This is a genomic window from Janthinobacterium sp. UMAB-56, assembly GCF_900095265.1.
In the GTDB taxonomy this organism is placed as follows: Bacteria; Pseudomonadota; Gammaproteobacteria; order Burkholderiales; family Burkholderiaceae_D; genus Janthinobacterium.
This window is the reverse complement of the sequence record NZ_LT607660.1, coordinates 204,903-231,180: the sequence shown is the minus strand read 5'-3', so window position 1 is coordinate 231,180 and position 26,278 is coordinate 204,903. Positions and strand designations below refer to the sequence as shown.

Annotated in this window: 27 protein-coding genes and 1 tRNA gene; 15 read left to right on the top strand and 13 right to left on the bottom strand. The window is 62.4% G+C overall.

The window, feature by feature from the left end; all coding sequences use genetic code 11:
* Positions 1–133: 133 nt before the first annotated feature.
* The gene (locus tag K0F85_RS18655; RefSeq protein WP_131689924.1) at positions 134–910 is read right to left on the bottom strand and encodes an enoyl-CoA hydratase; all 777 of its coding nucleotides are present in this window, start codon (positions 908–910) and stop codon (positions 134–136) included.
* Between the two features lie 76 nt (positions 911–986).
* Here K0F85_RS18655 and K0F85_RS28900 point away from each other — a divergent pair, with 76 nt between their 5' ends.
* The 3 genes from K0F85_RS28900 (at position 987) to K0F85_RS18645 (ending at position 2,865) form a co-directional block, all read left to right on the top strand.
* Positions 987–1,382, top strand: a complete 396-nt coding sequence (locus K0F85_RS28900; protein ID WP_257572872.1) for an MFS transporter — start codon at positions 987–989, stop codon at positions 1,380–1,382.
* Complete coding sequence (locus K0F85_RS18650; RefSeq protein ID WP_257572871.1) at positions 1,367–2,290, top strand: MFS transporter; 924 nt, start codon at positions 1,367–1,369, stop codon at positions 2,288–2,290. Before K0F85_RS28900 ends, K0F85_RS18650 begins: the two co-directional genes overlap by 16 nt.
* 137 nt (positions 2,291–2,427) lie before the next feature.
* Positions 2,428–2,865: a universal stress protein gene (locus tag K0F85_RS18645; protein ID WP_219117438.1), complete on the top strand. Its 438-nt coding sequence runs from the start codon at positions 2,428–2,430 to the stop codon at positions 2,863–2,865.
* A gap of 37 nt (positions 2,866–2,902) precedes the next feature.
* Here K0F85_RS18645 and K0F85_RS18640 read toward each other — a convergent pair whose 3' ends face one another.
* Positions 2,903–4,084: a murein transglycosylase A gene (locus K0F85_RS18640; protein WP_257572870.1), complete on the bottom strand. Its 1,182-nt coding sequence runs from the start codon at positions 4,082–4,084 to the stop codon at positions 2,903–2,905.
* 97 nt (positions 4,085–4,181) lie between these two features.
* On the opposite strand from K0F85_RS18640, the gene K0F85_RS18635 reads away from it, so the two are divergent.
* On the top strand, positions 4,182–4,328 hold the full coding sequence (locus tag K0F85_RS18635; protein ID WP_219117437.1) for a hypothetical protein: 147 nt from the start codon (positions 4,182–4,184) through the stop codon (positions 4,326–4,328).
* A gap of 24 nt (positions 4,329–4,352) precedes the next feature.
* Here the strand turns inward: K0F85_RS18635 and apaG are convergent, their stop codons facing one another.
* A complete protein-coding gene (apaG, locus tag K0F85_RS18630) occupies positions 4,353–4,727 on the bottom strand; it encodes a Co2+/Mg2+ efflux protein ApaG (protein ID WP_219117436.1) in 375 nt (124 codons plus the stop codon).
* A 168-nt stretch (positions 4,728–4,895) separates the two neighbouring features.
* On the opposite strand from apaG, the gene rpe reads away from it, so the two are divergent.
* The 7 genes from rpe to K0F85_RS18595 all read left to right on the top strand — a co-directional run bounded on the left by rpe (position 4,896) and on the right by K0F85_RS18595 (position 11,002).
* Entirely contained in the window at positions 4,896–5,570 is a 675-nt protein-coding gene (rpe, locus tag K0F85_RS18625; RefSeq protein WP_219117435.1) for a ribulose-phosphate 3-epimerase, read from the top strand.
* A complete protein-coding gene (locus tag K0F85_RS18620; protein WP_219117434.1) occupies positions 5,570–6,286 on the top strand; it encodes a phosphoglycolate phosphatase in 717 nt (238 codons plus the stop codon). Before rpe ends, K0F85_RS18620 begins: the two co-directional genes overlap by 1 nt.
* 238 nt (positions 6,287–6,524) lie before the next feature.
* Positions 6,525–8,021 (top strand): anthranilate synthase component I, encoded by a 1,497-nt coding sequence (gene trpE / locus K0F85_RS18615; protein ID WP_219117433.1) that lies wholly within the window; start codon positions 6,525–6,527, stop codon positions 8,019–8,021.
* A 1-nt stretch (position 8,022) separates the two neighbouring features.
* Complete coding sequence (locus K0F85_RS18610; RefSeq protein WP_219117432.1) at positions 8,023–8,586, top strand: aminodeoxychorismate/anthranilate synthase component II; 564 nt, start codon at positions 8,023–8,025, stop codon at positions 8,584–8,586.
* Positions 8,587–8,651: 65 nt separating this feature from the next.
* On the top strand, positions 8,652–9,695 hold the full coding sequence (trpD, locus tag K0F85_RS18605) for an anthranilate phosphoribosyltransferase (protein ID WP_219117431.1): 1,044 nt from the start codon (positions 8,652–8,654) through the stop codon (positions 9,693–9,695).
* A gap of 33 nt (positions 9,696–9,728) precedes the next feature.
* Positions 9,729–10,529 carry an indole-3-glycerol phosphate synthase TrpC gene (gene trpC, locus K0F85_RS18600; RefSeq protein ID WP_219117430.1) on the top strand — a complete coding sequence of 267 codons (801 nt, stop codon included), beginning with the start codon at positions 9,729–9,731 and terminating at the stop codon, positions 10,527–10,529.
* 20 nt (positions 10,530–10,549) lie between these two features.
* Positions 10,550–11,002, top strand: a complete 453-nt coding sequence (locus K0F85_RS18595; RefSeq protein WP_219117429.1) for a hypothetical protein — start codon at positions 10,550–10,552, stop codon at positions 11,000–11,002.
* Here K0F85_RS18595 and K0F85_RS18590 read toward each other — a convergent pair.
* The 7 genes from K0F85_RS18590 to K0F85_RS18560 all read right to left on the bottom strand — a co-directional run bounded on the left by K0F85_RS18590 (position 10,953) and on the right by K0F85_RS18560 (position 19,868).
* Positions 10,953–12,122, bottom strand: a complete 1,170-nt coding sequence (locus K0F85_RS18590) for a GGDEF domain-containing protein (protein ID WP_257572869.1) — start codon at positions 12,120–12,122, stop codon at positions 10,953–10,955. The genes K0F85_RS18595 and K0F85_RS18590 overlap by 50 nt on opposite strands.
* A gap of 221 nt (positions 12,123–12,343) precedes the next feature.
* The gene (locus K0F85_RS18585) at positions 12,344–14,248 is read right to left on the bottom strand and encodes a M61 family metallopeptidase (protein WP_374198739.1); all 1,905 of its coding nucleotides are present in this window, start codon (positions 14,246–14,248) and stop codon (positions 12,344–12,346) included.
* A gap of 48 nt (positions 14,249–14,296) precedes the next feature.
* Entirely contained in the window at positions 14,297–14,875 is a 579-nt protein-coding gene (locus K0F85_RS18580) for an NTP transferase domain-containing protein (protein WP_219117427.1), read from the bottom strand.
* Between the two features lie 13 nt (positions 14,876–14,888).
* On the bottom strand, positions 14,889–17,162 hold the full coding sequence (locus K0F85_RS18575) for a xanthine dehydrogenase family protein molybdopterin-binding subunit (protein ID WP_219117426.1): 2,274 nt from the start codon (positions 17,160–17,162) through the stop codon (positions 14,889–14,891).
* A gap of 10 nt (positions 17,163–17,172) precedes the next feature.
* A complete protein-coding gene (locus K0F85_RS18570; RefSeq protein ID WP_219117425.1) occupies positions 17,173–17,631 on the bottom strand; it encodes a (2Fe-2S)-binding protein in 459 nt (152 codons plus the stop codon).
* 132 nt (positions 17,632–17,763) lie between these two features.
* Positions 17,764–18,480 (bottom strand): DsbC family protein, encoded by a 717-nt coding sequence (locus K0F85_RS18565; protein WP_219117424.1) that lies wholly within the window; start codon positions 18,478–18,480, stop codon positions 17,764–17,766.
* A 149-nt stretch (positions 18,481–18,629) separates the two neighbouring features.
* Positions 18,630–19,868 (bottom strand): FAD-dependent monooxygenase, encoded by a 1,239-nt coding sequence (locus K0F85_RS18560; RefSeq protein ID WP_219117423.1) that lies wholly within the window; start codon positions 19,866–19,868, stop codon positions 18,630–18,632.
* 432 nt (positions 19,869–20,300) lie between these two features.
* Here K0F85_RS18560 and K0F85_RS18555 point away from each other — a divergent pair.
* Positions 20,301–20,376, top strand: a tRNA-Phe gene (locus K0F85_RS18555).
* Positions 20,377–20,489: 113 nt separating this feature from the next.
* Here K0F85_RS18555 and K0F85_RS18550 read toward each other — a convergent pair.
* The 3 genes from K0F85_RS18550 to K0F85_RS18540 all read right to left on the bottom strand — a co-directional run bounded on the left by K0F85_RS18550 (position 20,490) and on the right by K0F85_RS18540 (position 22,752).
* Positions 20,490–21,839: a DASH family cryptochrome gene (locus tag K0F85_RS18550; protein ID WP_219117422.1), complete on the bottom strand. Its 1,350-nt coding sequence runs from the start codon at positions 21,837–21,839 to the stop codon at positions 20,490–20,492.
* Complete coding sequence (locus K0F85_RS18545; protein WP_374198740.1) at positions 21,836–21,979, bottom strand: DUF2256 domain-containing protein; 144 nt, start codon at positions 21,977–21,979, stop codon at positions 21,836–21,838. The genes K0F85_RS18550 and K0F85_RS18545 overlap by 4 nt, the downstream gene beginning before the upstream one ends.
* A gap of 233 nt (positions 21,980–22,212) precedes the next feature.
* Positions 22,213–22,752: a DUF2058 domain-containing protein gene (locus tag K0F85_RS18540; RefSeq protein WP_034753528.1), complete on the bottom strand. Its 540-nt coding sequence runs from the start codon at positions 22,750–22,752 to the stop codon at positions 22,213–22,215.
* A gap of 265 nt (positions 22,753–23,017) precedes the next feature.
* Between K0F85_RS18540 and K0F85_RS18535 the strand changes: the two genes are divergently transcribed.
* The 3 genes from K0F85_RS18535 (at position 23,018) to K0F85_RS18525 (ending at position 26,186) form a co-directional block, all read left to right on the top strand.
* Positions 23,018–23,323: a PsiF family protein gene (locus K0F85_RS18535; protein WP_096233722.1), complete on the top strand. Its 306-nt coding sequence runs from the start codon at positions 23,018–23,020 to the stop codon at positions 23,321–23,323.
* 90 nt (positions 23,324–23,413) lie between these two features.
* Positions 23,414–23,803, top strand: coding sequence for an energy transducer TonB (locus tag K0F85_RS18530; protein WP_257572867.1), 390 nt, complete (start codon positions 23,414–23,416; stop codon positions 23,801–23,803).
* A gap of 100 nt (positions 23,804–23,903) precedes the next feature.
* Entirely contained in the window at positions 23,904–26,186 is a 2,283-nt protein-coding gene (locus tag K0F85_RS18525) for a bifunctional diguanylate cyclase/phosphodiesterase (protein ID WP_257572866.1), read from the top strand.
* The last annotated feature ends 92 nt before the right edge of the window (positions 26,187–26,278 follow it).

Genomic DNA, 26,278 nt, shown 5'->3' with positions numbered 1-26,278 from the left:
TTGTCAGCTGCGAAGAAGGAAGAGTATGAAGCGTTTGCAGCATTTCGTCAACCTTCTTTTTTACTACCCAGCCCCGGAAGGCTGCCCCTTTTGTGCCGCAAACTAGTGCGTCTCATCGGGGAGGCGAATCATATCAAAGACCGTCGAAGTTTGGCAAGCGCTTTTCCAGGAAAGCGTGCATGCCTTCTTTTTGTGCAGGCGTGCCGAAGGCGGCCTGGAACAAGCGGCGCTCGTAGGCGACACCATCGGTCAGGGTGGTTTCAAAGGCGCGGTTGACGCAATCCTTGATCATCATGGCAACCGAGGTCGGCATGGCGGCGATGGTCTTGGCCGCGGCCAAGGTTTCTTCCAGCAATTTATCGGCCGGCACCACGCGCGACACCAGGCCGATGCGTTCCGCCTCGGCAGCATCGATGGTGCGCGCCGTCAACAGCAGATCCATGGCCTTGGCCTTGCCGATGGCGCGCGGCAGACGCTGCGTGCCGCCCGCGCCTGGCGTAACGCCGACCTTGATTTCCGGCTGGCCAAATTTGGCACTATCGGCAGCGATCAGGAAATCACACATCATGGCCAGTTCGCAGCCACCACCAAGTGCGTAACCTGCTACGGCGCCCACCACGGGTTTGCGCACGCGCAAGATATGCTCCCAGTTGCGGCTGATGTAGCCCTGAGTAAAGGTGTCCGGGTAAGTGTAGTCTGCCATGGCGGCGATGTCGGCGCCGGCGGCAAAGGCTTTTTCACTGCCCGTGAGTACGATACAGCCGATATTGTCATCCGCGTCGAACTTCAGCAGGGCGTCGCCCAGTTCATTCATCATGTTGTCATTCAAGGCGTTGAGCGCCTTCGGGCGGTTCAGGCGGATGACCGCCACTTTGTCCTGGATATCGATAATCAAGTCTTCGTATTGCATAGTGTCTCCTCTGGATGAACGGTGTGACGATTGTAGCGGCTAACGGCAGCGGCGCGACAGATGCGCTGCTATTATTGTGAGCCTGACCACCTTCATCGAGCAGCGTATTTTCTCTTCCTTCTTCCAGTACTGCACCCACTACCTGCGCGGTGACGGCAGCGCCGCCAGCGTCAATTTTCGCCGCCTGTGGTTCAGCAACGGCCTCAATTGCTTCGGTGCCCAGATCACCTCGCTGGCCCTGCCACTGTGCGCGGTACTGTTACTGCATGCGACGCCGGAACAGATGGGCGTGCTGGTCGCCCTGCAGGCGCTGCCGTTCGCCCTCTTCGGCTTGCCCGTCGGCGTGTTGCTGGACCGGCGCAGCAAGCACCCGATCATGCTGTTCAGCGAAAGCATGTCTGGCCTGGCGCTGGCCAGTGTCGCCGTCGCCTACTGGTGCGGCGTGCTATCGATGCCATGGTTATATATATAGTGGGATTCATTATCGGCACGGGCTTCGTCGTGGGCGGCGGCGCCGAGCAGGTTTTTTTGACCTTCCTGGTAGGCCGCGATGGCTTGATCGATGCGCAATCAAAATTTGCCGCTACCGAATCGGCTTCGCGCCTGATCGGTCCCGGTCTGGCCGGCGTGCTGGTGCAAGTGCTGTCGGCGCCCGTCGCCATCCTGTGCACGGCTTGCGGGTATCTGGTTTCAGTATTCAATTTGCGCGCCATGAGCGTGCGCGACCCGCGTCCAGCCCCCTCCGACAAGCACGCCCTGCGCGACATCGCCGACGGCTTGCTGTTTGTCTGGCGCGAACCACTGCTGCGCGCGCTGGCCTGGGGCGCCGGCATCTGGCACTTCCTGTTTTACGCCAGCATGGCCTTGACGGTGCTGTTCGCCACGCGCGATCTGGGCATGAGCCCCGGCGTGCTGGGCATGACGCAGATGCTGGGCGGCGCCGGCGTGCTGCTCAGCGCCTTCATCGTCAAGCCGCTGACGCGCCGCTATGGCACCGGCCGCACCATCCTGATCGGACTGGCGTCCACCTCCGTGTGCTTTGCCCTGACGCCCACGATTCCCGCTGCCCTGTTCGGCAGCGCGGCCGCCAGCGCCGTGGCCTATGCCGTGCTGATGTTCTTTTTCGATTGCGGCGTGATGCTGTTCTTTATTCCCTACCTGGGCCTGCGCCAGAAAGTCACGCCCGACCCCATGCTGGGCCGCATGACCTCGACCATGCGCTTCCTGACGGTGGCGACGGCGCCGCTGGGCGCGCTGGCCGCCGGCTGGGTAGCGGAACACTTCAGCGTGCGCAATGGCCTGGCCTGCATCGCGGCAGGCAGCATCTTGCTAACGATCGCCATGGCATGGGGCACGCCGCTGCGTAGCGTGCGCACCTGAAGAGATGAACAGGCATACACTGCTAAAAGATTGCCTTGGCGACACTATTCATGCCAAAGCCTGGTAGGTTTGATTTATATCAAGGTTTTAATTGATCTAAATCCATAAGCTGTCTGACATCACTTGAGGAGCACGCTATGTTTAACACCATCTTATTTCCCACCGACGGCTCGCCGTTGTCCGACAAAGCCGCCGAGACCGCCCTCGCCTTCGCCCAACTGAACAAGGCCAAGCTGGTCGCCATCAGTGTGGTGCAGCCCTTCCCGTTTTCGCCGATGGCCGACGGCGGCATCGTGCTCGACGCCAGCCTGTACGAACAGCAGATGCAGGAAGCCTCGCAACGCGCCATCGACAAGATCGGCGCAGCGGCGCGCGCCGTCGGCGTGCCCTTCGAAGGCGTGGTGGCCGTGTCGCCCAGCCCGCACGATGAAATCGTCAGTGCCGCGCAGACCTACCATTGCGACATCATCCTGATGGCCTCGCATGGCCGCAAGGGCTTGAATAAGCTGTTCGTGGGCAGCGAAACGCAAAAAGTGCTGGCGCATACGCAATTGCCAGTCATGGTGCTACGCTAAGCCAGCCCACGGCTTAGCCGGCGTCGCGCGCAACAACTCAGCGCGTCGGCGCCTGCTTCGGCAACAACACCCACACGGCGCCGCTCTGCTTCATGCGGCCCGCATTCTCGGCCGCTTCCGCGCCAAAGCCAAAGAAGTAATCGACACGGATGGGTCCGCGAATGGCGCCGCCCGTATCCTGCGCCATCACCAGGCGCTGCATGGGAATCTCGCTATTGGCTTGCGTGGTGGACAGGAACACGGGCGCACCCAGCGGCAGGAAGCGCGAATCGATAGCCACCGAGCGCTGCGGCGTCAGCGGCACGCCCAGCGCACCCTTGGGCCCCACTTTCGGGTCAGGCAGGCGCTCTTCCTTGAAGAAGACATAGCTGGGATTGGCGTTAAACAATTCATCCTTGCGCGTGGGATGGCCGGCGATCCACGCCTTGATGCCCTGCGCGGACGCCTGACTCAGGGTCAGCTCGCCCTTGTCGACCAGATAGCGGCCGATCGACTTGTAGGGATGGCCGTTTTGATCCGCATACGCCACGCGCACGGTTTCCTGCGTATCGGTCAGCTGCACGCGTCCGGAACCCTGCACCTGCAGGAAGAACGCTTCGACTTCGTCATCCACCCACAGCAATTCCTTGCCCGTGACGGCCGTGGCGCGCTCGATGTCGGCGCGGGTCGCGTACGGTATCACCTTCTTGCCGACCAGCTTGCCCCGCAAGCGCATGTTCTTCAGCTCCGGATACACGCCGGCCAGGTCGACCGAAACCAGATCGTCAGGCACCTTGTACAGCGGCGTCTGGTATGGACCGCCGCGCTTGCGCGCCCCGTGCAGCAGCGGTTCGTAATAGCCGGTCACCAAACCGGTACTGGCGCCATCGGCGGTGATGACTTGATTTGGCACAAAGAAAGTCTCGAAGAACAGGCGGATGGCTTTGTCGCTGTCCGCATTGACCTGGCGCGCGATGGTGCACGATTCCTTCCAGTCCGGGCGTTTGACCAGCACGCCGCATGAAGCCATGAACGCTGGCCAGACGGCGCGCATGTCATCGCGGGCCCAGCCAGGCAAGGCGGCAAACTTGGCGGGCACGAAGGTGGGAGCAGCCACATCAGTGGCATCCTTGGCATCCGCCGGCTTGGCAGGCACTGGCTTGACGACGGTCGGCGCGATGGCGGGCGCCTTGCCGCTGGAGGCAGTGGGCGGCGTGGACGGCGTGGTGCAGGCGGACAAAGCAAGCGCTACGACGCCGATTGAAACGGGTAGACTACCGCGTGTCAGTAGACGGCGGGTAAATACTAAGCTGCGGGTAAATAACATAGGGGTACGTATGTGGATCTTGATGATAGAGGCGCTGGTGGCGTTCTTCTTGCTGGCATTTATAGTCTGGTGGACCATGTATTCGGGTAAAAAACCCGCGCCACCAGCACGCAAACAGCTCAAAGAAGAACAGGACAGCACCGAAAAACTGAAATAAAGGGGCGCAAGCCCCGGCGTCCCGTCAATGCAAGGTACGCGGCACCGACAGTACGAACTCGGGAATCGGCGCTTCGAACTGATGGCCATCTTCGGCCACGCAAAAGTATTCGCCGTGCATCGAGCCTTGCGGCGTGCCCAGCATCGTCCCGCTCGTGTATTCGAACTGTTCGCCCGGCTGCAGGAGCGGCTGGTGACCGACGGCGCCCAGGCCGCGCACCTCTTCCACCTTGTTGTTCGCATCCGTGATGACCCAGTGGCGCGAAATCAGTTGCGCGCCAGCCGTGCCCGTGTTGACAACGCGTACCGTGTAGCTGAACACATGCCGCCCCTGGTCTGGTGCCGATTGCTCGGGCAGATATTGCGTCTTGACCGTTACCGTAAATTCATAAGTCGCCATCGTTATTCCTATTCAGACATTGCCAGTCGTATATTGTGTGCCGCGCGCCCGCATTGGCCATCGCGCGCCGTGTATTCAGCGTTTCACTGTGCTTCAATAAGGCATGGTAACGGCGTCAAGCGTAAAATAGCGCATCTTCGCATTTTCTACTCTTAGCTCTTAGCCACCATGACAACATTCCGTATCGCTCCCAGCATCCTGTCCGCCGACTTTGCCCGTCTGGGCGAGGAAGTGCGCAACGTCGTTACCGCCGGTGCCGACATCATCCACTTCGACGTGATGGATAACCATTATGTGCCGAACCTGACCATCGGCCCACTGGTGTGCGAAGCGATACGCCCACACGTGCAAGTGCCCATCGACGTGCATCTGATGGTCAAGCCTGTCGATCGCATTATCCCGGATTTCGCCAAGGCTGGCGCGAACATCATCACCTTCCACCCGGAAGCGTCGGATCACGTGGACCGCTCCTTGCAGCTGATCCGCGACAATGGCTGCAAATCGGGCCTGGTGTTCAACCCGGGCACGCCGCTGCACTACCTGGAACATGTAATGGACAAGATCGACATCATCCTGATCATGTCCGTCAACCCGGGTTTCGGCGGCCAGTCCTTTATTCCGCAAGCGCTGAAGAAAATCGCCGAAGCGCGCCGCATGATCGACGAATCGGGCCGTGACATCATGCTGGAAGTCGATGGCGGCATCAAGATCGACAACATCGCCGCCGCCGCCGCCGCCGGCGCCGACACCTTTGTCGCCGGCTCGGCCATCTTCGGCAAGCCTGACTACAAGGCCGTCATCGACGCCATGCGCGCCGAATTGGCCAAAGTGACGGGCGCCTGATGCAAGCGGGCACGCTGAAAGACCACGTACTGGCCGGCGTGCGCGCCGCCATCATCGATCTCGATGGCACGATGCTCGACACCGTGCCCGATTTTCATGTCGCCATCAATGGCATGCGCGCCGAACTGGACCTGGCACCCATCAGCGCCGAGGCCATCAAGCTGATGGTGGGCAAAGGTTCGGAAAACCTGATCCGCTCCGTGCTGGCGCTCGACTTTGATACGGCCGGCGTGGAACAGCGTTTTGACGCGGCGATGGAGGCCTACCAGCGCCACTACCTGGCCATCAATGGCCAGTTCAGCACCCTCTACCCGGACGTCGAAGCAGGACTGGCGGCGATGAAGGCGGCGGGCTTGCGCCTGGCTTGCGTCACCAACAAGCCGATCGCCTTCGCCCTGCCCCTGCTGCAGCAGAAAAACCTGGCGCAGTATTTCGAGATCGTCTACGGCGGCGATTCGCTGCCGAAGAAAAAACCGCACCCCATGCCGCTGCTGCAAGTGTGTGCGGACTTCGACCTGGCGCCCGCCAAAGTGGTGGCCATCGGCGACTCTTCGAATGACGCGCAAGCGGCACGGGCAGCGGCTTGCCCCGTGTTGACGGTGCCGTATGGCTACAACCACGGACACTCTATACACGACACCGATTCCGATGGTATAGTAAATACGCTGCTCGAAGCGGCCGATTTTATTAGCATGCACAACAGACCAGCATACTGACCAACCCCAACACCATATCGTGAACACGTTTCTCATCAAAAAACACAATGTCACCCAAACCGGCTCGATTGAGGCCTGGCTTTGGCGACGCTGGCAATCCTGGCAGGCCTAAGGGCCGAGCCGTGTAAGATTGCTGTCGGTTGCGCACGCGCACCGGCAGGTTTTTTGATAACCCACCGCAGGGTTTGTGCTTTGTAAGCACGACGCACACGCGTACCCTGGCGGCATGGAGAGACACATGACCGAACTCGAATTCAAATCGCTGGCACAGCAAGGCTACAACCGCATCCCCCTGATCGCGGAAGCTTTCGCCGATCTCGAAACCCCGCTCACCCTGTACCTGAAACTGGCGCAGACCCAGCAAGGCGGCAAGAATACCTTCCTGCTCGAATCCGTCGTCGGCGGCGAACGCTTCGGCCGCTATTCCTTCATCGGCTTGCCCGCCAACACCGTCTTGCGCAGCCATGGCAAGCGTACCGAGATCGTCAAGAACGGTGTCGTGATCGAAGAGCACGAAGGTAATCCGCTCGACTTCATCGAGCAGTACCAGTCGCGCTTCAAGGTAGCGCTGCGCCCCGGCATGCCGCGCTTCTGCGGAGGCCTGGCCGGCTACTTCGGCTACGACACGGTGCGCCACATCGAGAAAAAACTCGCCGGCGGCGCGCCGAAAGATGATCTGAACCTGCCCGACATCCAGCTGATGGTGACGGAAGAACTGGCCGTCATCGACAACCTGTCCGGCAAGCTTTACCTGATCGTCTACGCCGATACGACGCAAGCCGAATCGTTCAGCAAGGCGCGCCAGCGCCTGAAGGACTTGCGCATGATGCTGCGCCGCGGCGTCGATGCGCCCGTTACCAGCGCCTCCGTACGCACGGAAACGATCCGCGACTTTTCCAAGGAAGACTATCTGAAGGCGGTCGCCAAGGCGCATGAATATGTGATGGCCGGCGATCTGATGCAGGTGCAGATCGGCCAGCGCATCCGCAAGCCTTACGTCGATTCGCCGCTGACCCTGTATCGCGCCCTGCGTTCGCTGAACCCGTCGCCGTATATGTACTTCTATAATTTCGGCGACATGCAGATCATCGGCGCCTCGCCCGAGATTTTGGTACGCAACGAGACGACGGCCGACGGCGGCAAGAAAGTCACCCTGCGTCCCATCGCCGGCACCCGTCCGCGCGGCGCCACGCCAGAACGCGACGCCGAACTGTCCGCCGAATTGCTGGCCGATCCGAAAGAAATCGCCGAACACGTGATGCTGATCGACCTGGCGCGCAACGACATCGGCCGCATCGCGCAGACGGGCAGCGTGCACGTCACCGACCGCATGGTCATCGAAAAATATTCGCACGTGCAGCACATCGTCTCGAACGTGGAAGGCAACTTGAAAGACGGCCTGTCGAACCTGGACGTGCTGCGCGCGACCTTCCCCGCCGGCACCCTGACGGGCGCGCCGAAAGTGCGCGCCATGGAAGTGATCGACGAACTGGAAATCACCAAGCGCGGCATCTATGGCGGCGCCTGCGGCTATCTGTCGTTTGGCGGCGAGATGGATGTGGCGATTGCGATCCGCACTGGCGTGATCAAGGACGGCATGCTCTACGTGCAGGCTGCAGCCGGCATCGTGGCCGACTCGATCCCCGAAATGGAATGGCAGGAAACCGAAAACAAGGCGCGCGCCGTACTGCGCGCCGCCGAACAAGTGCAAGATGGCCTGGATGGGGAGTTTTAAGATGCTGCTGATGATCGACAACTACGATTCCTTCACCTACAACATCGTGCAGTATTTCGGCGAACTGGGCGAAGACGTGCGGGTCTACCGCAATGATGAAATCACGATCGAACAGATCGAGGCGCTGAACCCGGACCGCATCTGCATCTCGCCCGGTCCGAAAGCACCAGAGCAGGCAGGTATCTCGGTGGAAGTGCTCAAGCACTTCGCCGGCAAGAAGCCGATTCTTGGCGTGTGCCTGGGCCACCAGGCCATCGGTGTAGCATTTGGCGGCAAAGTCATCCGCGCCAAGCAAGTCATGCATGGCAAGACTTCCCTCATCGCCCATACGGGCGTGGGCGTTTTCAAAGGCTTGCCCAGCCCTTTCACAGTGATCCGCTACCACTCTTTGGCGATCGAACGCGCTTCGCTGCCTTCCTGCCTGGAAGTGACAGCGTGGACGGACGACGGCGAAATCATGGGCGTGCGCCACCGGGAATACGATATCGAGGGCGTGCAGTTCCACCCCGAATCGATCCTCTCGGAACACGGCCACGCCCTGCTGAAGAATTTTCTCGAGCGCTGATTTCATGCGCACGCCCCGGCGTGCCATCAGTGTCCTCCTGCGCCATCATTGAAGAAGGAAGCATCATGCCGATCACCCCACAAGAAGCCCTGCTGCGCTGCATCGAACACCGCGAGATCTTTCACGACGAAATGCTGTACCTGTTCCGCCAGATCATGTCCGGCGAAATGTCGCCCACCATGATCGCGGCCCTGACCATGGGTTTGCGCGTGAAAAAGGAAACCATCGGTGAGATCGCCGCCGCCGCGCAAGTCATGCGCGAGTTTTCCACCAAGGTGCCCATGGCCGACACCACCAACCTGCTCGACATCGTCGGCACGGGCGGCGACGGCGCGCACACTTTCAATATTTCCACCGCCTCGATGTTCGTGGCGGCAGCAGCCGGCGCGCGCGTGGCCAAGCATGGCGGACGCAGCGTCTCGTCCTCGTCCGGCAGCGCCGACGTACTGGACTCCCTGGGCGTCAACATCAACCTGCAACCCGAGCAGATCGCCCAGTCGATCGCGCAGACGGGCATCGGCTTCATGTATGCGCCCAACCACCATGCGGCCATGAAGCATGCGGCGCCCGTGCGCCGCGAACTCGGTGTGCGCACGATTTTCAATATCCTCGGCCCCCTGACGAACCCGGCCGGCGCACCTAACATTTTGATGGGCGTGTTCCACGCCGACCTGGTCGGCATCCAGGTGCGCGTGCTGCAGCGCCTGGGCGCACAGCACGCCATCGTCGTGTATGGCCGCGACAATATGGATGAAGTGTCGCTGGGTGCGGCCACCATGGTCGGCGAACTGGTCAACGGCGAGATCCGCGAATATGAAATCCATCCCGAAGATTTCGGCATGTCGATGATCGCCAGCCGCAACCTGAAGGTGGCCGATTCCATCGAATCAAAGGCCAAGATGATGGAAGCGCTACGCGGCGAGCCCGGTGCGGCGGCTGACATCGTCGCCCTGAATGCGGGCACGGCGCTGTACGCGGCAGGCGTGGCCAGCTCGATCGAAGACGGCCTGGCGCGTGCGCGCAGCGCCGTCAATTCCGGCGCCGCCCTGGCCAAACTCGACCAATTCGTGCAGGTGACGCAGCAACTGGGCACCCCGGCGCAAGCGTAAGCTGCCGCCCTCCTTTATAGAATAGCGACCATCATGTCCGACATACTCGATAAAATCCTGGCCGTGAAGGCCGATGAAGTGGCGAAAGCCAAAGCGCACCGCAGCCTGGCCAGCCTGCGCAGCGACGTGGAAAGCGACAACGCCCTGCGCGCCGGCCTGCGCGGCTTTGAAGCAAGCCTGCGCCAGCACATCACCGCCGGCAAGCCCGGCATCATCGCCGAAGTGAAAAAAGCGTCGCCGTCGAAAGGCGTGATACGCGCCGACTTCCATCCGTTTGATATCGCCGCCAGCTATGCGGCGCATGGCGCGGCCTGCCTGTCCGTGCTGACGGACGAGCAGTTCTTCCAGGGCTGCGTGGCATATCTGCAGCAGGCGCGCGCCGCCTGCACCATCCCCGTGCTGCGCAAGGATTTCATGGTCGACATGTACCAGATCTATGAAGCGCGCGCCATGGGTGCCGACTGCATCCTCCTGATCGTCGCGGCGCTCGACCATGGCCTGATGGCCGAGATGGAAGCGTGCGCCCACGAACTGGGCATGGGCGTGCTGATCGAAAGCCACGACGGCGAGGAACTCGACGCGGCACTCAAGCTCAAGAGCGCGCTGATCGGCATCAACAACCGCAACCTGCGCACCTTCGAGACCTCGCTCGACACGACCATCAATCTCTTGCCGCGCATCCCGCAAGACAAATTGATCATCACCGAATCGGGCATCCACAGCACGGCCGACGTGAAACGCATGCGCGACGCACACATACACAGCTTCCTGGTGGGCGAAGCGTTCATGCGTGCGCCAGACCCCGGCGTGGAACTGGCACGCCTGTTCAGTTAAGCCATGGTAGGCTGGCAGCCATGAGACACGCGATCAGCCTCCTTGCCGCCACTGTCCTGCTGTCGGCCTGCCAGACTGCGGCCCCGCCAGTAGCGCGCACGCCCCCTGGCACGCCGGCCGCGATACAGCTGGCCGCCAACATCGACATCTACAAGTCGCTGGTGGCGCAGCAGATCATGGCGGCCAACGGCGCATACACATACAGCGGGCGCCTGCCGCCCATGCTGCCGGCCATCGTCGTGCTCGACCTGAGCGTAGGCGCCGACGGCGAGCTGCAAAGCGTGCGCGTACGCCGCTCTCGCGACAGCGAAGCATCGGCAGCGGCGCTGGCCGCCGTACGGCGCGTGCAAAGCAAATTTCCGCCGGCGGCACACCTGATGCACCGCCACGCCCGCACCTTCGATTTTTCCGAAACCTTTTTGTTCAACGAGCAGTACCGATTCCAGCTGCGCACTTTGTCCGGTCCGCAGTAAGCGCGCCAGCATCGAGTTCGATGCGGTCGCGTCCCCGCTCCTTGGCCAGGTACAGGGCCGCATCGGCGCGCGACAGCAATGCTTCCAGCCCTTCCACCACCGATGCCTGACAAGCGACGCCTATGCTGACCGTACACGATGGCAGCCCCGCATGATTAGGTTCATGCAGCAAGGCGCGGATGCGCTCTGCCACGCCCAACGCGCTCTGCACCGGCATGTCCGGCATCAGCACGACGAACTCCTCGCCACCGAAACGCGCCACGCAATCCGATTCGCGCAAGGCGCCTTTGATAACGCTGGCCACATGCGCCAGCACCTGGTCACCCACCGCATGACCGTGGCGATCATTGATCAATTTGAAGTAATCGAGGTCGATGCTGAGCAGGGTCAGCGGCAGGCGGTGCCGCCGCGGATTGTCTGTCTCGCGCGCATAGGCGTCGCCAAAACCGCGCCGGTTCAGCACCTGCGTCAGCGGATCGTGGGTTGAGCGGCGCTCTAGTATCTGCTGCAGGCGTCGCGTCGCCATTGTCATGAAGCCGACCGTCAGCTGCAGCGCCATGAAATTGGCAACCACCAGATAAATGCCGGCCGGCGTACCTGCCACCGCCAGGTTCACACTGGCGCCGCCATGCAGCACAGCCGACACGCCGCGCGCCAGCACCACGACAGCTTGCAGCAACATCAGCGCGCCAAAGAAAAAATTCGAAAAGTGGCGCTCGCCGTAACGCCATACCAGTTGCGCCTGGCGCGCATAAAACAGGAAGACCAGCAGGGAGAAGAGTGCCACACGCGCCGAGAAATCGGGATGCGCCAGCAGCAGCCAGCTATTGCCGCAGATGTTCAGGGCAAGTATCAGCAGATAAGCGCGGCGACTGGGCGCCAGACCATAGAATTTCTCCGTGCCCAGCATCGACAAGCCGATGCCGGCCACCAGCGCCGCATTGGCCGCGATCAAAAACGCCGCCGATGGCCACGCCTCGCGGACAGCGAACAGCATGGACGCGCACACCAGCAACATCAAACCGGCTGCCCAATGCCCCAGGCCATGCACCTCGCGTCGGAAACTGCGATATACCGAGAACATGACGATACTCATCGCCCCGCACATCAGGGTCGTCATCAGCATAATCGTTCGAGGATCGAGGGTTTGCACGTTGGGAGCAATCTAAAAGAGACAGTGCGGCAATTTTAGTTTAGTTAAAGAAAAATTAGTTCATTTGCAGTAAATATGCTGGCAAGCCGCCAATGTCGGCGTAGGCGTTGAATTCGGGAAAATGCTGCCTGCAATAGAAAACCGGCCAGTCAAGGCCGGTTTTCTGTCTTAACGCATGCGCGTCAGCGTCATGCCGCGCTAGGACGCTTAGGCCCCGTGACTTTCTTTGGCGCCGGCAACAACGCCAGGCTGACACCCGGCACGCGGTCGCCCTGCAGTACAGCCGTCAATGTCATCAGCTCATCGCGGCGGAAGGCGTGGATCGCCACCTTGGCGCCGACCGCGTAACGGCCCAGCAAGGTGTCCAGGTTGGTGCCCGTGACGCGCAAGCCATCGACCGCCACCAGCACGTCGCCGGCCGACAGGCCGGCCACGTGGGCAGCGCCGCCCTGGTGCACCTGCGCCAGCCTGGCGTCGTTGCCGTCGCGGCCCAGGTTGACGTCCAGGCTGGCTTTTTCCGCCTTGCGCGCGTCGCTGTATTTCACGCCGAAGGGTGCCAGCAGGCGCGCCAGCGGCACATCATCCGTGCCGCGGATGTAGCGCTCGAAGAAGGGCTTCATGCGCGTGCCGGAGACCTCATCGAACAGGGCTTCGACTTCGGCCGGCGTCACGCCGCGCGCTTTGCCCTTGTAGAAATCGCGGCCATAGCGCTGCCATAGGGCCTGCATGACGTCGTCCAGCGATTGCTCACCATTCGTCTTGCTGCGGATCGTCAGGTCGAAGGCCAGCGCGATCAGCGAACCCTTGGTGTAGTAGCTGACGATGGCATTCGGCGCGTTTTCATCCTGGCGATAGTACTTGCCCCAGGCGTCGAAACTGGAATCGGCCACGCTTTGCTTGGTGCGGCCGCTGCCGCGCAGCACGCTGTTGACGGTTTTCCCGAGCAATTTGAAGTAGGCTGCCTCGTCGATCAGGCCCGCGCGCACCAGCATCAGGTCATCGTAATAGCTGGTGAAGCCCTCGAATAGCCACAGCAGCGGCGAGTAACTTTCCGCCTGCAGATTGTAGGGCGCGAAGGCGGCCGGCTTGATGCGCTTGACGTTCCATGTATGGAAGTACTCGTGGCTGCACAGGCCAAGGAATTTCAGGTAGCCATCGCCGATCTCGGTACTGGTTGATGCCGTCGTCGGCAAGTCGGCGCGCGCGCAGATCAGCGCCGTCGAAGCGCGGTGCTCCAGGCCACCGTAGCCGTCACCGACGGCCATGGTCATGAAGACATAGCGGTCCATCGGCGCTTTTTTGCTCTTCGGTTCGAAGAAGGCGATCTGCGTTTCGCAGATGGCTTTCAAGTCGCGGCACAGACGGTCCAGGTCCAGGTTTGGCACCTTGCCCGTGACGACGATATCGTGCGGCACGCCATGCGCGCTGAAGGTGGCCAGCGCGAAGTCGCCCATCTCCACAGGGTGGTCGATCAGCTCATCGTAGTTGGCCGCCTGGTAGCTGCCGAAGCCATAGCGTTTCGCTTTCAGTTCCGGCAGGGTCGTAGCGACTCGCCAGGTCTTGCAAGCCGCATCCTTGGGCTGCACGATGTGCACTTCGTGCGCATCGGATTCCTGGCCCAGCACGCGCAGGAACACGCTGGTGCCGTTGAAGAAGCCGTGATTCTGGTCCAGGTGCGCGGCGCGCACGGACAAATCCCAGGCATATACATCGTATTCGACCGTCAAGGCGCCCTGGCAGGGCGCGGCCTGCCACGAATGCTTGTCCAACTTGGTCAGCGCCACGGCCTTGCCCTCGGACTCGGCGCGGATGCTGACGATGTTGCGCGAAAATTCGCGGATCATGTAGCTGCCCGGGATCCAGGCCGGCAGGGACAATACCTGGCCGATGGCGGCCGGCGACTTGACTGTCAACGTCACCTTGAACATGTGGCCCGCCAGGTCAAGGGCGGCAATGCTGTAAATGATGCCGGCGGCCAGTGGGGCTTTCACTGCGGTTTTCACTGCGCTTTTCGCCGCGGCTTTGCTTGTGGCTTTGCCGCTTGCCTTGGCGCCTGCCTTGGCGGTGATTTTTTGAATCGGTGCTTTCTTCATGTTTTCCTCGTGTCTGGCTTGTCTTCCCGGGAGCGCCACTGCCCCGCCTTACAAATCGTCAGGTGTATCAATATCGCGCAAGATGCCGCTGTCGTCCACTGTCACTTCACACACGGCATGGCTGTTGACGATGCTGCGCGCGCCCTGGTCGCCATCGAGCGCCAGCAGCAGCGGCAAGTGGAAGGCGCTGAAGGCGACAGGATTGCCGCGCCGTCCCTGTAACACGGGCACGGCGATGCGCGCACCATCGTCTATGGCGTGTGACAAGGCGGCGATTGTAGCGGCTTCCACCCAAGGCATGTCGCCCAGGGCGATCAACCAGCCCGGCGCGCCGCGCACGTAATCGATGGCGCAGGTGAGCGAGGCGGCCATGCCCGTGTCGGCATCATGGCAGACGCGCACCTCGCAGCCCAGCGCGCCGAGCACGCGCGCGACCTGCGTGTCGTCGGCACGCACCACGGCCAGCACGCGCGGCAAGGCCGCCAGCATGGACTTTGCAGCCGCCACCACCACGGGCAAGCCCGCATGCGGGCCTTCCGTCAAAGGCTGCAATAATTTGTTCTGACCGCCGGAAGGGTCGAACCTGCGTCCCCTTCCGGCTGCCAGCAAGATGCCGACCGTACTCAAAAAACTGCTACCGTCATGCGGCCGCCAGGTCGAATGGCAGCTTGCGCAGGCGCTTGCCCGTCAGGGCAAACAGCGCGTTGGCGAAGGCGGGCGCCAGCGGCGGCACGCCTGGCTCGCCCATGCCCGTCGGCGCGTCGCCCGACGGCACCAGATGCACCTCGATCACGGGCATGTCGGGCATGCGCGGCACCGGGTAGTCGCCGAAGTTCTGCTGTTCCACCAGGCCATCCTTGAGCGTAATGGCCGCGCCGGGAATCGTCATGCCCAGCGCCATCAGCGCAGCGCCCTGCACTTGCGCCTCGATCGTCAAGGGATTGACAGCCAGGTTGCAATGCACGCCCGCCCACACCTGGTGCAGCTTGGGCGCGCCTTCCACCACGGAGGCCGTCACCACGTAGGCGACCACGGAATTGAACGATTCATGCATGGCCACGCCCCAGGCTTGCCCTTTCGGCAGCTTCTTCCTGCCATAACCGGACTTGGCCACGGCCAGGTCCAGCGCGGCGATGTGGCGCGTATGCTTGGCATCGATCAGCTGCTTGCGGTAGGCGACGGGGTCCATCTTCGCCACGTGCGCCGCTTCGTCGATCAGGGTTTCCATGACGAAGGCCGTATGCGTCGAACCTACCGAGCGCCACCACAGCACGGGCACGTTTGCCTTGGCCGTGTGCACCGACAGCTTCATCGGCAGGGTGTACGGCTCGCCCATGCCTTCGACCATGGTGCCGTCGACGCCATTTTTCACCATGAAGGCCTCGAACGGCGTGCCGGCCATGATGGACTGGCCCACGATGGTATGGTCCCAGGCGAGGATTTTCCCTTTGGCGTCGAGACCGATCTGCGCGCGGTGCACATGCGACGGCCGGTAGTAGCCGCCCTTGATGTCATCCTCGCGGCTCCACATCAGCTTTAACGGGCCGCTCTTGCCCGCCGCCCGATAAGCCTTGGCCACGTTGACGGCTTCGACCACGTAGTCGGAGGACGGCACGGCGCGCCGGCCGAAGCCGCCGCCCGCCATCATCGTGTGCAGGGTCACTTGCTCCGGTTTCAGGCCTGACGTGGCGGCGATGGCCGCCTGGTCGCCCGTCTGGAATTGCGAGCCCACCCACATCGTGCATTTGTCGGCCTGCAAGTCGACGACGCAATTGAGCGGCTCCATCGGCGCGTGCGCCAGGTAAGGGAATTCATACACGGCTTCGATCTTTTTCGGCGCCGAGGCCAGCTTGCCCATGTCGGCCAGTTTGGCGACGGTGCCCGGCGTTTTCGCCAGTGCCTTGAAGGCGGCCAGTTGCTGCTCGCTGCTGACCTTTTCCACGGCGCTCGTATCCCACTCGATCACCAGCGCGTCGCGCCCCTGCTTGGCCGGCCAGTAGCCGTCGGCGATGACGGCCACGCCGCTGCCGCCACGGTCCGTCTTCACTTCCAGCACCTCCAGCACACCCTTGATGGCCTTGGCCTTGCTGGCATCGAATTTCGCCACCCTGGCGCCGAACACGGGCGGGCGCGCCACCATGGCCACTTTCGCGCCAGGCGGCTTGAAGTCGATGCCGAACTGCTGTTTTCCCGTGGACTTGGCGGCCGCGTCGAGCCGTTTCACGGGTTTGCCGATGATGGAAAAATCGCGCGGGTCTTTCAGCTTGACGCTGGCGGGCACGGCTTGGCGCATGGCCGCATCGGCAAGTTCGCCATACGTCGCCTTTTGCCCACCGGGGCCATACAGCACACCCTTGGCGGCGCGCACCTGGTCGGGATTGACTTTCCATTGCGCGGCGGCGGCGGCCACCAGCATGGCGCGCGCCTTGGCGCCGATTTCGCGGTACTGCGTAAACGAGTGCGCGATGCTGCCCGAGCCGCCCGTCATCTGCATGCCGTAGGCTGCATCCTTGTACTGCTCGCCGGCCGGCGCCAGCGCGCCATGCACCAGGCTCCAGTCGGCGTCGAGTTCCTCGGCGATCAGCATGGGCAAGCTCGTTTGCACGCCCTGGCCAAATTCCAGCCGGTTCACCTGCACCGTCACCGTGTTGTCGGGAGCGATGTGCAGAAAGGCGTTCGGTGCATACACGGGCTTGGCGGGAGCGCTATCGGCCGCCATGGCCAGCTTGCCCGCGCCGGGCAGGAAAAAGCCCAACATCAAGCCGCCGCCGGCCACCGCGCCGGCCTTCATGAAACCGCGCCGCGAGACGCCATCGGCCACGCCAACCACAGCCACCGGCGCCGATGCCAGCGCCGCGCCCAGGGTCACCCCGCCATGCTGCAATGCTTCCTGATTCAACCATTCGATACGCATGTCGCTCTCCTCAGGCCAGGGTCTTGGCCGCGTCCTTGATGGCTGCGCGGATACGTTGATAGGTGCCGCAGCGGCAGATATTGCCGCTCATGGCGCCGTCGATGTCGGCATCGCTGGGCGCCTTGTTGCTGCGCAGCAGCGCCGTGGCGCTCATCACCTGGCCACTTTGACAGTAGCCGCATTGCGGCACGTCGTGGCGCACCCATGCCGCCTGCACGGCCTTGCCCACCTGGTCGTTTTCCATCGCTTCGATGGTGGTGATCTTTTGTGCGCCGACCGAGGAAATCGGCGTTATGCACGAGCGGATAGGCTGGCCGTCGAGATGCACCGTGCAGGCGCCGCACAGGGCCGCGCCGCAACCGAATTTGGTGCCCGTCATGTTCAGGTTATCGCGCAACGCCCACAAGATGGGCGTGGAAGGATCGGCGTCGACCTGCGTGTCGTGTCCGTTGATATTCAAGGTAATCATCTGCTGCTTCCCCTTTTTTGGATTGTTATGGCGTCGACAAACAACACCTGATGATACGACAGCGGAAAAAAGTGCAAAAAAAAGCGCGCCTTGCGAGGGCGCGCCGTCCAGCCTTCCTGGCGACAGCCCGGATTACTTAATGGTCGAGAATTTCTGTTCCAGCGTTTTCGCATCGACTGCGCCCGGAATGCGGCTGCCGTCGGCAAAGAAGATGGCAGGCGTGCCCGAAACGCGCAATTGCTGGCCCAGGGCCAGGATTTTTTCATGCGGGTTGGCGCAAGTGGCGGCCACCGTGGCCGGCGCCTTGCCGTTCAACATCCAGTCATCCCAGGCCTTGTTGCGGTCAGGTGCGCACCAGACATTGCGCGACTTGACGATGGAGTCCGGCGACAGAATGTTGTACATGAAGGTGTAGACGGTGACGTTGTCGATTTCCTTCAGCGCGTTCTGGCGGAAGCGCTTGCAATAGCCGCAGTTCGGATCTTCGAATACGGCGATCACGCGCTTGCCATTGCCCTTGACGGATTTCATCGCCGAATCGAGCGGCAGGTCGGAGAATTTGATGCGGTTGACTTCGTCCAGGCGCACCTTGGTCAGGTCTTGCGAGGTCTTGGCGTCGAAGACGTGGCCCACGAACAGGTATTGCGCGGCCTTGTCCGTGTACAGGATGTCGCCGCCCGTACGCACTTCATACAGACCGCCGTACGGCGTTTCCTTGACCGAATCGACCTTGGCGCCTTCGCCCAGGCGCGGTTCGATCAGCTTTTTAATGCTCGCTTCCGTCGGCGTTTCCGCGCCGGCGCACGACATCATCAGGCCCGAGGCCAGCACCAATGCGATTCTGCTCATTTTTATCACTATTACTTCTCCACTTGAAACGCCTGGCGGAACTGGCCTCTGACCCGGCGCAACTATCTTCTTAACAAAACGAGCGCCGCAGACCAGCTGCGGCGACCTTGAATTTTCACTACTTCCATTATCCAGCGATATCTTAAGGCTTAATGATGTCCCAACGCGTGAGAAATCATTTTTCGCTTCAGGGCCGGTAATTTATCCAGCAAGTTTAATCCCAAATTGCGAACCACGCGCAACGGCTCCAGATCGGCGCCGAACAAACGCGCCAGGCCATCGGTGGCCAGTTGCATCAGCAGCACATCTTCCTTGCGCGCGCGGGCATAGCGGGCCAGCACGCGTTCGTCGCCGATGCCGCGGTGCGCTTCGCGCTCGGCGATCGTCTTGACCAGCTGCGCCACGTCGGCAAAGCCCAGGTTCATGCCGTGGCCGGCCATCGGGTGCACCACGTGGGCGGCGTCGCCCACCAGGGCCACGCGCGGCGCCACCATGGCGTGCGGGCGCATCAGGGTCAGCGGAAATGCGCGCACCAGCTCCGGCTGCAACGGCGTCAGCTTGCCCAGTTTGTCGTGACTATACGCAGCCAGGCGCTCGGCCAGCGCGTCGGCCGATTCGGACATTAATGTATCAGCCAGCGCATCGGGCGCCGACCAGACCAGCGAGACGCGCTCACCCTGCAGCGGCAGCAGCGCGACGATGCCTTCGCTGCCCGTAAACCACTGGTGGGCCGCGCCATGGTGCGGCTTTTCGCAGGCAAAGTTGCTGACCACGCCACGCTGGCCGTAGGAGCGGTAATCGAGGCCGATGTCGCACTGGCCGCGCACCCACGATTGGGCGCCGTCCGCGCCCACTACCAGCGCGCAGGTGATGGTGTCGCCGCCATCGAGGTGCACGATGGCCGAGTCGTTGGTCCATTCCAGGCGGCTGGCGCGGCCCTGCAGCACGCTGACGTTCGGCGCGAATTTCAGGGCGGCGTCCAGGGCCTGGCCCAGGTTGCGGTCTTCGACGATCCACGCCAGGCTGCCCACATGCGCGCCGTAGGCGTCGAAACCGAGTCCGCCCGCCTGCGCGCCGTCGCCGTTGACCAGCATGGCGTCGACCGGCGCCACCCTGTCGGCTTCCAGGGCGCCCCACACCTTCAGCGACGACAGCAACTGGTGCGCCGTGTGATTGAGCGCATACACGCGCACATCCCAACTGGCTTCGACCGGCTTGACGGCGGCAGTGGGCGCGGACGGGCTCACCGGGGATAACAGGGTGACGCTTTGTCCTGCCTGGGCAAACGCCAGCGCCGTGGTTTTCGCGATGGCGCCATTGCCGACGATGCAAACGTCGCTGTGGCTATGCATGCAGCGCCGCGTGGTGGGGGAAGTAGGACTGTTCATGCGGCCATTATAGCGTTTGCCCCAGCTGTTTCAGATAGTCCGGAAGTACAGGACGCGTGCCCCAGATCAAGCGGCGCAATGAAATACAGGCAACACGTGGTCTGCGAGCTCCTGCAAGATCTCGGCCAGCGGGAGGCGGCTCTGCCGCAGTTGCAAGCCGATATGCCGCACGCCCCCCCCGCGCATGGTCTTCCGGCGTGCCCGCAGGTACGCGAGCGAGCCATCTGCGCGCCCATCGCGGCCAGCGTTGGCGTCACGCCGTGCTGGCCGCGATGGCCACACCATGCACCCTTGCTTTGTTGATAAAAATACCGTTTATATCAAATCATATTTGATTCAAAGGCAAATAAATCAATGAGCATGCAGGAAATCCGGGAAAAGTCGCAGCCGGCTCTTGCATTCCCGTTTTGGTCTGCTATAATTCGCCACCTTGGCCTGGTAGCTCAGTCGGTAGAGCAGAGGATTGAAAATCCTTGTGTCGGTGGTTCGATTCCGCCCCGGGCCACCAAGAATTCGTTCACGCAACGCCCACTCATGCTAGTGGGCGTTGTCATTTCTGAGGGGCGCAATCCTTGGCTCCGGTTCATTTCCGGCGCAAGCGCTGCACCCCGTTGACATCCCTCACTTCAGCTCGACCTGCGCCGTGCCTTGCGTCGCCCAGAGGCGCCGATATGCCCCTTCTGGATCATGGTCGCGCATTTGCTTTTGCAGGTTGAACCGTCGCCCATTGCGCGGGTCGGTCCCCCGGCCGGCAACGTACAGCCAGTTACCCTGATTGCTGTAGACGTCGTAGTCGATCAGTTGCGCTTCAAACCAGGCAGCGCCGGCGCGCCAATCGCAGCCCAGATCGTGCACCAGGTAACTGGCAACAATTTGACGCAGCCGGTTGGAGAGATAACCGGTGGCACTGAGCTCGGCCATGCCCGCATTGACAAGCGGTTCACTGGTGCGGGCTTGGCACCATGCTTCGAATCGATGCGCATCGTGACTGGGCTGGCCCAGGCTGCTCAAGCCTTGCGCCCGGTACAACGCGACCCCGTGCTGCAGGTGCAGAAAGCGGAAATAGTCACGCCACATCAATTCAAACCAGATCCAGTAAGTGCTGTCGTTGGCGCCGTGCGCTGCTTCAAACTGCCTGAGCGCGGCGCATACCATGCGCGCGGATAGCGCGCCGCAGGCGAGCCATGGCGAAAACTTGGTGGAGTAGTCCACGCCGGTCAAGCCATTGCGTGAGAGCTTGTAAGTGTGCGCCAGCGCGCCAGAAAAATACTGGCGCAGATGTTCAGCGGCGGCACTCGGGCCACCGTAAAAAGCAGGTAGCGCGTACGGGAACGACGACCGTGCGGTGGCAAGATGCGCGTCCTGGGGCACGTCCGGTACCACTGTCCAGGTTTCAGCCAGGGCTGCGAAGGCCGGCGGCAAGGGCGGAATCGTCGTCGGCCGCGCGAGCGGGGCCGACGGCGCCAACTGCTCTCGCTCTACAAGTATGCGGAAGTTAGTGAATACATCGGGCAAGGCAGCGCACGGAAACGGCAGCGCTGCCGGATCGAGCAAGCTCGATTGCCACAGCGCTTCTACTGTCAGGCCAGCAGCACGCAGTGCGGCAAGGTCGCCCTGCTCTTCTGGCGCGGCAACCTCCTCGCAATGGATAGTCGTCACGCCGATGGAATGCGCCAGCGCCAGCAACACCTGGGCGGGGTCGCCCACGACCTCCAGCAACTGACTGCCGTGCGACGCCAGCTGCGTCGCCAAGTCCGCCAGGCCCGACCGGAAAAAATGCTGGCGATGCGGGCTGGTGCGCGGCACATTCCAGGGCGTCGCGACCGATGCGCTGCGATGGCAATACACAAATAACAGATGGCCGGCGCGTTGGCAGGCTTCGCGCAAGGCCAGATTATCCTCGAGCCGCAAATCATTGCGGAACCAGTAAATATGCGTTTGTGCCGACCTTGCAGCGGGGTCGGTATTCATGCCTGACGCTTGCTATCCTGGCGACAGCGATCTGAACAGTACTTCACCTCGGCCCAGACCTTTTCCCATTTTTTACGCCATGCAAACGGCAGCTGGCATTGCTGACAGAGCTTGGTCGGAAGGTCAGATTTTTTTCGCATACGCATGTTGATAGCTCTGGCTAACGTCGGACGTAGGGTGTCGCGGGAGGCAGCAGAAGCCGGCCGCAACTGGGCGGCCTGACGGCCCGCTCGATCGAGTATGCCACATTCGGGCGGCGCCACACTCTTACGGAAAAAACGGATCTGGCGCTGCTATAAGCGCCGTCCTGAACGGGCCATTTCCGGCCCGCTCGCTACCCTCATCCGACGCACCTGGCGCCGAGCAATCCGCTTTACCACATCAAATCATCAGGAATCTGGAACGCCGCATACGGATCGTCCTCGTCCACTTCCGTGCTGGCCTGCTTCACGCGCACGACGATGGCGGGGTCGCGTTCGGCGATCTTGTCGGCGATGATGCGCGGCACCAGTTCCACGGCGCCGCCCAGGCAGACGATCACCAGACGGCCCGCCACCAGGTGGGCTTGCACGGCGGCCGTCACGTAGATGCGCTCGATCTTGTTGTTGAACGTAAAGTTGTACGGCACGTCGCCGTTGTTGCCCTTGCTCTGGCGGTTCTTTTGCACCATTTGCGCGATCTGCGCCACGATGGCTTTCTGGTTGGCGGCCGCGTCGCGCTGGGCGTTCAGTTCGCGCGCGCGCTCCGCGTTCTTGCGCTGCGTCTCCAGGGCGGCCAGGCGCACCTCATCGACACTTTGCGTGCCGCTCTTGCGCTCGTCCTTCTTCTGCTTGCTCTTGTCCTGGTTGGCCAGTTTGACCTTCTTCTTGTCGACCAGGCCGGCCTTTAAAAACTGCTCTTGCAACGAGACCATAACTACTCCGTATTGAGGGTGCGCCGGCCAAGGCAGCGGCATCGGCCGGTGGAAAGACGCTAGCATAGCAAAAAACAGGGCTGCTGCCGCCGCAGAATAGCTGCCCTGGCCAGCGGGCGGGCGCTTGACACCGGGCAGTAACAAAAAGACACACTCAATTTGAAATTTTGTTGATAAATGTCATATAGTTGGTTACGTTTTGCATATCGACACTTGCGTGCCGATTGCATGCCCCTTCCATCAACTGCGTCTACAAGGATTTGCCATGAAACAATTAATCGCCCTTTGCATCGCCGCCGCGTTTGCCAGCACCGCCTTTGCCGCCGCACCGGAAGCGGCGCCCGTCGCCAAGACGGCGCAACAGTCAAAAATGACCACCTGCAATGCGGACGCCGCCGGCAAGAAAGGCGATGAGCGCAAGACCTTCATGAAGGAATGCCTGAGCGCCAAGCCGGCGCCGGCCATGACGCAGCAAAACAAGATGAAAGCGTGCAATGCCGACGCCAAGGACATGAAGGGCGACGCGCGCAAGGCTTTCATGAAAGAATGCCTGAGCGCACCCAAGAAATAAGCACCGGTTCGAAGCGCCCGTGTGTGCTTCACGCCGCAGCGCCAGCCGAAAGGCTGGCTTTTTTTTGTTCCCACCACCTGGAGTTGCCTCTTGCCCCATCGCCAGCCCCTGTCCTTTGCCAGCAGCCTGTTGGCCACCGCCTGCCTCGCCACATTCCTGGCAGCTTGCCAGACGCCCACTGCGCCGCCGGTTTCGACACCGGCCGTGCGCGTGCCGGCCAGCATGCCTGCCGGCTGCGCCAAGCCAGCCTGGCCCCTGGACGCGAAGCGGCACGGCGCCCAGGGCAGGGTGACATTGCACTTCACGGTGGAAGCCGATGGCAAGGTCAGCAAAGCGGCGGTCATCCGCTCCAGCGGCTATCCCGCCCTCGACGAGGCGGCCCGCGATGCGCTGGCCAGCTGCGTCTTCCAGCCCGAAACGCTGGACGGCAAGCCCGTCGCCAGCAAAGTGATCATGCCCTACCAATGGATCAATGAATGAATCGCCGGCGCTGAACGCCGGCAATCATGATCAATGATCAAGATGACATGTGGAAAGATAGCGCGTAGTATTTAATCAACCTACTGCTCAGTACGGTTACATGGCATTCTGGAGAAAGGACGGCAGCTTGGCGGCGTCGAACGATCTCGCGCACTGGCGCGGCCAGGTCTTTAGCCGCCTGTTGCAGGTGGTGCTGCTGCTTGGCTGCGTCACGGCCATTCCCAGCGCGCTGCTGGCCGCGAGCGAAGCGCTCTGGTCCATCGTCGCCCTCGACTTGCTGGCCATCGGCTGGGTCGGCGTCATCTGGCATCTGCGCGCCATGCCCTACCGCTGGCGCGTATGGCAATTCCTCATCGTCGCCTACCTGTTGGGCGTGGGCTTGCTGCTGAAAATCGGCCCCGTCAGCCAAATCTACATGATGCTCATGCCCGTGCTGGCGGCACTGCTGCTGGGCATGCGACCGGCCCTGTCTACACTGGCCCTGACCTCGCTGACCATCTTTTTTCTCGGCCTGCATCCCACCGTCGCCCTGCACCTGCCGGGCACGCCCGACTCTCCCGTGCTGCGCGCGCTGATCGTGGCCCTGAACTTCCTGTTTATCGCCGCCGTGCTGACCCTGTCCTGCGCCTTTCTGCTGCGCCATCTGGAGCGCAGCAGCCAGGCCCTGTCGCAGCTCAACGCCGAGCTGCGCTTGACGGCCACGGCGCTGGCCCGCCTGAACGACATGGTGATGATCGCCGACGTGCTCGATGCCCCGCCCGGCCCCGGCGCAGTACCGGCCACGCGCATCATTTTCGTCAACGACGCCTTCGAACGCAGCAGCGGCTATGCGCGCGCCGAGGTGCTGGGTCGCAGCCTGCTGTTCCAGCAAGGTCCCGCCACCGATAAGGATGAGCTGGCGCGCATCGCCGCCGCCATGGCAAGCGCCCAGCCGGCCAGGGCGGAGTTACTGAACTACAACAAGGCCGGCAAGGCGTACTGGGTCGAAGCGGAACTGGTGCCGTTTACGGATGCGGATGGCAGGCAGACGCACTGGGTGGCCGTCGAGCGCGAAATCGGCGAACGCAAGAAATCGGAAGCGGATATCCACCGCCTGGCCTTCTACGACGTGCTGACGGGCTTGCCCAACCGGCGCCTGCTGATGGACCGCATCGGCCACTTGCTGGCCGCCGCGCCGCGCGACCATACCATCAGCGCGCTGATGTTCATCGACCTCGACCACTTCAAGCACATCAACGACGCGCGCGGCCATGCCACCGGCGACGCGCTGTTGCGCCTGGCAGGTGAACGGCTGGCACAGCTGATGCGCAAGGCCGATACGGTGGCGCGCATCGGCGGCGATGAATTTGTCGTACTGCTGGCGCACCTGGCCGATGACATCGACAACGCCGCCCGCGCGGCGGCCCAGGTGGCCGAAAAAATCCGCGCCGCCATCGCGCGCGACTTCGAGATCGGCGCGCAGTCCTATCATTGCAGCGCCAGCATCGGCGTGACCCTGCTGCCGAAAGCGGGCCGGCAGGCGCACGACCTGCTGCGCGAAGCCGACATCGCCATGTACCGCGCCAAGGCGGAAGGGCGCAACGGCATCGCCTTCTTTGAAGCTGCCATGCAGGCGGGCGTGGAGCGGCGCCTGACTTTGGAACGGACGTTGGCGCGTGCCCTCGACCAGGGGCAATTGTGCATGCACGTGCAGCCCCAGGTCGACCGCCATGGCCGGGTCACGGGCGCCGAATTGCTGATGCGCTGGCCGCAGCCCGACGGCATGCAGATCGCGCCGGGCATCTTCATCCCGATTGCCGAGGAATCGGGCCTGATCGTCCGACTCGGAGACTGGGCCCTGCGCGAAGCGTGCCGCGCCGCCAGCCTGCTGGCGCAGGCCGGCCAGTCCGTGGCGCTGTCAGTGAACGTCAGTCCGGCCCAGTTTCGCCAGCCCGATTTCGCCGCCCGCGTGCAGGCGGCGCTGGCCGAACACGGCACGCCGGCCGGCGCCCTGATCCTGGAATTGACGGAAGGCTTGCTGATCGACCAGCGCGACGCCTCGCTGGCGCGCATGCGTGCACTGGCGGCCCTGGGCATCCGCTTCTCCATCGACGATTTCGGCACCGGCTATTCCAGCCTCGCCTACCTGACCTCGATGCCGCTGTACGAACTCAAAATCGACAAGCGCTTCATCGACGACACGCCGCACGACACGGCCATCGTACAAGCGATACTGGCCATGGCGCGCCACCTGGGCTTGCGCGTCGTGGCCGAAGGCGTGGAAACGCAGGAGCAGGCCGACTTCCTCGTCGCCCACGATTGCGACGGCTTGCAGGGCTATCTGTATGCGCAGCCCATGCCGCTCGATGACTTTATCGCTTGGCTGGCCCTGCCCCGGGCTTAGCTTTCCGACATTTCCTGTACGAAACTCCTCCGCTAGAATACCGGCCTCATAGCCTGTACCTGCACCATCCCCACTTGTCATCTTGTCACATA